This window comes from Microvirga flocculans ATCC BAA-817 (genome assembly GCF_000518665.1).
Taxonomy (GTDB): domain Bacteria; phylum Pseudomonadota; class Alphaproteobacteria; order Rhizobiales; family Beijerinckiaceae; genus Microvirga; species Microvirga flocculans.
This window is the reverse complement of the sequence record NZ_JAEA01000026.1, coordinates 1-6,927: the sequence shown is the minus strand read 5'-3', so window position 1 is coordinate 6,927 and position 6,927 is coordinate 1. Positions and strand designations below refer to the sequence as shown.

Genomic DNA, 6,927 nt, shown 5'->3' with positions numbered 1-6,927 from the left:
TCGAGACCTATGTGGAGACCCAGCTGGCTCCGACCCTGTCGCACGGCGACGTCGTGATCCTCGACAATCTTCCGGCACACAAGAGTGCGAAAGCCGAGATGGCCGTCCGGGCCCGTGGCGCGTGGCTCCTGTTTCTGCCGCCCTACAGTCCGGACTTGAATCCGATTGAGCAGGTCTTCTCGCAGATCAAAGCGCACTTGCGCAAAGCCGAAGCCCGAACCATCGAGGCACTCTGGCGCGCCATCGGCGACATCTGCGATCTCGTGAAGCCTGAGGCGTGCCGCAACTACTTTACCGCCGCCGGATATGGATTCGTTTGAATGACCGCCGCTCTAGAAATGATCGGAGTGTTCGCTATTAATATTCCTCTTGGTTTTTATTATCCAGATTGGTTTATTGCGCAAAAGATGAAGAAATTTCTTATATTTCTGCCTGATCGTTCAGGGATATAAAGACTTATAGACTGCTAAGAGTCTAATTTTGAATTTAAAAAATTCTATATCTTCAATAGCGGCGGCCGACTTATTTTTGCGCGCAAGGGTTGAAAAGCTTGGCTATTGATCGATTGTGGCACAGTGGCCGTCATAGGTTGACTGAGTTGCAAATTATCCTCTAGGAGCAGCTTTATAAGACGTTTCCTTTTTTGACAGCTGGCATTTTGCAGTCAGGATGCAGACGCCTCAGAGAAACCAAGGAGCCTTTATGGAAAATAAAACTTGTCTCGTGACCGGCGGGGCGGGCTTCATTGGCTGTGCTATTTCGAGCAGACTGGCAGATCGGTTCGATCGTGTCGTCGCAGTGGATAATCTTCACCCGCAAATTCATCCTCGCGCAGAGCGGCCAGTGGCTCTCGATCCTCGGGTAGAATTTATGGTCAGGGACGTTACGAATCCTGATCATTGGTCCGAGATTCTGAATTTCATCCAGCCGCATGTCGTCGTTCATTTGGCTGCCGAGACAGGTACAGGGCAGTCTCTGACGGAAGCTACCCGTCATGCCTCTGTTAATGTGGTTGGCACAACCTTGATGTTAGATGCCTTATCGCAATATCAAATATTCCCTGAGGCCATTCTTCTTACTTCCAGCCGAGCAGTCTATGGGGAAGGCGCATGGCGTAGGCGCGACGGCGAGGGTACTATTTATCCGGGGCAACGCACCCGGGCGCAGCTGGAGCGTGGTGAATGGGATTTCCCGGGGCTTCAGCCGATGCCGTTCACGGCAGGAGTGACGGAGCCTAGACCTACAAGCGTCTATGGGGCTACCAAACTTGCGCAAGAGTATGTGCTCGGTGCTTGGTGCCTATCTTTCAACGTTAAGCCAATTATCCTGCGTTTGCAGAATGTCTATGGCCCTGGGCAGTCTCTGATCAACCCTTATACCGGCATCGTCTCGCTCTTCTGCCGCCTGGCACGGGAGGGCAAGAGCATTCCTGTTTACGAGGATGGTGCCATTGTCAGGGACTTTGTTTTCATTGACGATGTCGCTGCGGCCATTGATAGGGCGCTTGCGCATTCTTCTCACTTGCCATTGGGAAGGATACCTTATGACGTAGGCAGTGGCGAGCCGGTGACGATTGCCGAGGTAGCCGATTGGATCTCAAAACGCTATGGGGCCTCCTCCCCTCATGTGAATGGGGCCTTCCGCTACGGAGATGTGCGTCACGCTGCCTGCACAATAGAACGCACCGTCAAAGACCTCGGGTGGGCGCCTGCCTGGTCGTTGTACCGAGGGCTCGAAGCTCTTGTGGAATGGATAGAGGTGCAACTTCAACCCAAATGATAAAAATATCGGGAAAGAAGCTGGGTGAGAGGGTAAGGCATACTGCCGGTCGCAAGAAGCGACAGACACAGTACGCAAATCTTTCTTATCGGTCAGACAGTTTGTTGCGGTGCATCGCAATCAACTTTCTTTAAGTAAAATTTAGTTGAATAAGCGCGCTCGATAAGTGTTCTCATAATGGGGAAGGCACTGACAGGGTGGCTTATGCTCAGAGATAGGCTTGATGGCGACAATTGCCGAAGCTCTCGAAGAGAAGAGCAACAATTTTGATCTGCTCCGGCTCGGAGCGGCGCTCTTGGTGCTTTTTAGCCACAGTTATCCTCTCTCTGGGACTAATTTTGAGCCGATTTACTACTATTTAGGTGGCTATGACACAGGCGGCGGGTGGGCTGTTTCCGCCTTTTTCATCATTAGCGGGTTTCTGGTCACCCAGTCCCTAATGAGGCGTAGCCTTTCATCATATATTGCAGCTCGTGTTCTGCGCGTATTTCCTGCGTTAGCTGTGGTGATTCTTTTGCAAACCTTTGCTCTTGGGCCGCTACTCACAAAGCTACCATTGGAAGATTACTTCAATTCGCCTAGAACTTATGCTCATCTTCAAAAGATATCGGTCTTCTTCGGTTCAAGTTACTTACCTGGGGTCTTTTCCGAGAACCCTCTTCGATCAGTGAACGGCTCTCTCTGGACTCTGAGTATCGAGGTCTTCTTTTATGGAGTTCTGCCTTGCTTGGCTTTGATGGGCCTCTTGGGACGCTCAGTAATTGTGATGATTGTAGCGCTTATAGTTTTCTATGCAATTGCCGTAGAGAATTATGGCCTCGGATGGAATAACCAAGGCGGTAAAATTTTCCCTTCGGTCCCAATGTATTCTGCTTTAAAGCAGGGGATATTTTTTCTCTCTGGTGCTGCCTTATGGATTTTCCGTGATAGAATAAAAATCAATGTAGTAATATTTATGATGAGTATTTTTATTCTTTTTGTCATAAGAAATAATCAAAACAAGCAATATTTTCTATTTTTTGCTCTGCCTTATATTGTGATTTATTTGGCGCTTGTGAGGCCGATCCATCTACCAGGGCATGGCAAAGTTGGAGATATTTCTTATGGGGTTTATATATATGCTTTCCCTGTGCAGCAGCTTATCATAGCGTCGCTCGGTCGGGACATCGGACCAATTATCCTAACGGCGATTGCAACACCGATAACATTGATTTTTGCAGTCTTTTCGTGGATTTATATTGAGAAGCCGGCGCTCAGTTTGCGCGAGAAGATTTTGGGACAGGGGGCTTCTCGCGCCGCTTCGCAGACATTAAACTGAAAGTGGTCACATGCAGGGCGCCTTTAGACTTTTGGTAGGGCTTGAGCCAATACAGCGCGGTGGCGAGGCAAAGAACCCTGGTGAAAAATAGGGCCGGTTTCTCGCAGCAACAACCAGCAGTTAGCCATTCTTCCAGCCTAGCTAAGAGGCTTCCAGCGACATTGTGATCGTTATAGATTTGGCCTGAATAGGCAACCGGAGTTTCATGCCGTTGGGACGGGACCGTCGGTCAAAAGTCGATGCTTCAGGAATGCTCGTGAAAGGCATGGTTGGTGTGTCGCGGTTGGCCATGGCAAGGTCCGCGCGCCCGACACGCTCCCCAGTTGCGGAAGGGCTTGCCGCGACTTGTGCGCCTGACCAAACGTAATCCGAAACGCAATAGCCCGTTCGATACTGCCAGCGATCGCGCAAGCCTCGGCGCTATAACCGCCCCGAGAAAGCTCAAGCGCGTCACGAGCGTCTGTTAAGGTTGAGAGCCTCTTTGACCCCGGCAGATTCTGGTAAGCACGCACGCTGGTGCTGTCCATAAAGGTAATTCCGAGGTGGTGCCCATATTCCTACATCAGATCAACAGATGCTCGTGAAGCGCCCAGGCCGGCCCAGCGGAGGAAAGTCCAAGCTGCGCTACTTGGCGCTATTACCATGGTGCCAGAAGATCGTTGCCATCCTACGACGCGGATCAAGGAGCGATATTGTCCTTTGGCCGTTCGTCCGACACGGCTCCAGCATCCCCATTGCGTATCCCTCAGTATCGCTCCTCAGTCAGGATGAGCAGAACGCCGCCAGTCACTAAAGAGTTCAAGCCCTAACAGAGCCTAATCCATGTTTCAGCATTGCAAGCTGAAGCATTCCTATGGCAGGAGATAGCCTTAAATTGATCCCCTATTTCTTGGAGGGAGCCCGCCGTGGTTGAAGTCGAGTCTACTGAGCTTTCAGATGTGAAAATCATACGCACTAAATTGTTCGTCGATGCGCGTGGACATTTTATGGAAACCTATAATAGAGAGGCTTTTGCGGCAGCTGGAATTCGGGATGAGTTTGTCCAGGATAATACTTCCCTATCCACTGCGGTCGGCACGATCCGAGGGCTGCACTTCCAGTCAGCACCTTTTGCCCAAGCCAAGCTTGTTAGAGTCGTACGTGGCCGTATCCTTGATGTGGCCGTTGACCTTAGGCGATCTTCCCCAACCTACGGACAGCATGTCGCTGTAGAACTGACGGCTGAAAATCGTCTGCAATTGTTTATCCCCGTCGGCTTTGCGCATGGCTTTTGTACGCTCGAGCCGAACACCGAGGTGGCCTACAAGGTCACCGCCCATTACTCAGCAGCGCACGATCATGGCGTAGCCTGGAACGATCAAACGCTCCGCATCGATTGGCCTGTCGATCCTCAAAGGGCAATTCTATCCGATAAGGATACGCGATATCCATCGTTGGTCGAGTTGCCTGACTATTTTCCATGACAGTGAGAGCTGGATGAAAAGATGATGACGCTGATCACTCCACTCCGTTGGATGACAGTCTGGAAAGCGTCTCCGCAGTATTGATGCTTTTCCAACAATAGTATCAAATTTAGGAGAACGAATTATGAAGGGTATTATCTTAGCAGGGGGCTCTGGCACACGTCTGCATCCTATGACGTATGTCACGTCGAAGCAGCTCCTGCCGATCTATGACAAGCCCATGATTTACTATCCCTTGACAACGCTCATGCTCGCAGGGGTCAAGGACGTGCTTATAATCTCTACGCCTGATGATCTTCCAAGATTTAAGCAATTGCTAGGAAGTGGTGAGCGTTGGGGGATTCGTCTGTCTTATGCAGAGCAGCCGAAGCCCGAAGGGCTCGCTCAGGCTTACTTGATTGGTGCCGAGTTCGTAGCAGGTAGCCCGTCCGTGCTGATCTTAGGCGATAACGTCTATTACGGACATGGTCTTCCCGAACTCATGAAGGCGGCGCGACGGCAGAGCATCGGTGCAACCGTCTTTGCGTATCATGTGACCGATCCGGAACGTTATGGCGTAGTTGAGTTTGACCGAGACGGGCGAGCGATTTCCATTGAGGAAAAGCCAGCCAGACCCAAATCAAACTGGGCCGTGACAGGCCTTTACTTCTACGATGAGCAGGTGGTCGATATCGCAGCAAGTCTCAAGCCATCAGCTCGTGGAGAGCTGGAAATTACCGACGTGAATCGCGTCTATCTTGAGCAAGGGCAGCTTCATGTTCAGCGCATGGGACGTGGCTATGCCTGGCTAGATACAGGTACGCCCGATAGTCTCGTGGAAGCTGCTGAATTTGTTCGTGCTCTGGAGAAGCGGCAGGGCTTCCGCATCGCCTGTCCTGAGGAAATCGCCTACAGCCTAGGTTGGATTGATCGAGAGCAACTGCTCAGCCTCGGTCGGGAGCTCTCCAAAAGCAGCTACGGCCAGTATCTTTTGAGAATTGCCGAACAGCAAGCTTAAGTTTCAACTGAGCTGACAGTCCTCGATTGATGCTGGGATGGAGACGAAGTCCTTTGCAGCGACTACGTAAACGATCATGTCGCAGTGTGGAATTTTTCCATTCCCTGCGTCATGTGCGCGGCAGCTTCGCCTTCATCCACCTGATGGCCTTTACCACTCTCCAAGGAAGAACCCTTTCAGCCAGGAAAATGCGCAGGGCTAGCATATTCCCTGACACGCGATAGCGTTTCGCGAGCAGGCTCATAACAGATTGCTCAGCCATGAGATCAATCGCCCTGAGCTTTGGGAACGGTCTGAATCTGTTTTGGCCTGGGAAGTTTGTTGCGACCTCTGCGGCGATGGTTTCGAGGGCGGTGAGGTATTGCTCCATGGAGTAGTCGTGATGCCGCGCAAAGGCCTTCTGCGAGAGCGCGGTCAACCGCTCCGGTGACAGGCTCTCCAGCAGGTCCACCACCTTTCCGGCGGCAAAATCGTCGAGCAGGAACCCGTCCTCGCCCGAGCGGATCACTTCTGCCGGTCCGGGCGCATAGCTGGGAGCGATCACCGGCACGCCGAACGAGAACGCCTCCAGGATGACGTTGCCGAAGGATTCCTTCTTGGACGGCAGCAGCACGACGGAGGCCTCGCCATAGAGCGTGGACTTGTCCGTGACGTTGTAGGTGATCTCGACCCAGTCGCGGACGCCGGCCTCGTCCAGCAGGGTGAGGAAGGCCTGCAGGTCGGGCGAGTTGAGGCTGTCGGTGGTGAAGATGCGCAGGGGCGGCAGGCCGCGCTCTTTCATCTGCCGGGCAACCGGCACCAGGCGCTCGGCGCCTTTGGTATGGAAGTCGATGCGCCCGACATAGGTGACGAAGCGGTTGGTGTCCGGGCTGTAGGCGTTGTGACTGCGGGTTGCGACCGGCAGCCTGATCTTGGTGAGCTCGTGAATGCCCATCTGGCGATGGAAGCTCATGTCCATGTCTGACAGGCATAGGATCCGCGAGACCTTGTAGGTATCGATGAAGTCCAGATGGGACAGCACCTCGGAGTCCTGGAGGATGAACGAGAGCTGGCCCGAGGCCATGTGGATGAGGGGCAAGCGGGTGAGTTGCTCGCGGATGGCGGGCGGGAAGGCGCGGATGACGGAGTTGGGGGTGATGACGACGGTGTCGGTGGCGTGGCAGGCGGAGAGGAAGGCGAGCAGGCCGGCTTCATCGTCCTCGGCATAGAAGGTGTCGGCGGCGGCCGGGTTGGCCGGATCGCGGCGAGCGGAGAGGCAGACGTGGCGGATGGGGCGGCCGTGGGCGGCGCTGACGGTGTGGCGCACCCGTCCGGGGATGCCGCCAATCTTCGACACATCCTGAACCAAATGAATAATCGTCCGGAGCTTG

6 protein-coding genes are annotated in these 6,927 nt (G+C 53.2%); 5 read left to right on the top strand and 1 reads right to left on the bottom strand.

The features are described from left to right. From L879_RS0118065 to rfbA, 5 genes are all read left to right on the top strand, one after another. The coding region (locus tag L879_RS0118065; RefSeq protein WP_027317327.1) for a transposase at nucleotides 1–320 on the top strand (320 nt) is incomplete at its 5' end. A gap of 382 nt (nucleotides 321–702) precedes the next feature. After that, nucleotides 703–1,779, top strand: coding sequence for an NAD-dependent epimerase/dehydratase family protein (locus L879_RS0118060; protein ID WP_027317326.1), 1,077 nt, complete (start codon nucleotides 703–705; stop codon nucleotides 1,777–1,779). Between the two features lie 223 nt (nucleotides 1,780–2,002). Continuing rightward, a complete protein-coding gene (locus L879_RS22230) occupies nucleotides 2,003–3,097 on the top strand; it encodes an acyltransferase family protein (RefSeq protein WP_051435423.1) in 1,095 nt (364 codons plus the stop codon). A gap of 905 nt (nucleotides 3,098–4,002) precedes the next feature. Further along, nucleotides 4,003–4,560: a dTDP-4-dehydrorhamnose 3,5-epimerase gene (gene rfbC, locus L879_RS23395; RefSeq protein ID WP_084021145.1), complete on the top strand. Its 558-nt coding sequence runs from the start codon at nucleotides 4,003–4,005 to the stop codon at nucleotides 4,558–4,560. 124 nt (nucleotides 4,561–4,684) lie between these two features. Beyond that, entirely contained in the window at nucleotides 4,685–5,557 is an 873-nt protein-coding gene (gene rfbA / locus L879_RS0118045) for a glucose-1-phosphate thymidylyltransferase RfbA (protein WP_027317324.1), read from the top strand. A gap of 109 nt (nucleotides 5,558–5,666) precedes the next feature. Here rfbA and L879_RS22225 read toward each other — a convergent pair. Beyond that, nucleotides 5,667–6,927 (bottom strand): glycosyltransferase family 4 protein (locus L879_RS22225; protein WP_035460128.1); only part of this gene is annotated, 1,261 nt, incomplete at its 5' end.

Bases quoted from the DNA above. Each gene is read 5' to 3' on its own strand.
- rfbA (WP_027317324.1), top strand. From the start codon at position 4,685: ATGAAGGGTATTATCTTAGCAGGGGGCTCTGGCACACGTCTGCATCCT.
- L879_RS0118060 (WP_027317326.1), top strand. From the start codon at position 703: ATGGAAAATAAAACTTGTCTCGTGACCGGCGGGGCGGGCTTCATTGGC.
- L879_RS22230 (WP_051435423.1), top strand. From the start codon at position 2,003: ATGGCGACAATTGCCGAAGCTCTCGAAGAGAAGAGCAACAATTTTGAT.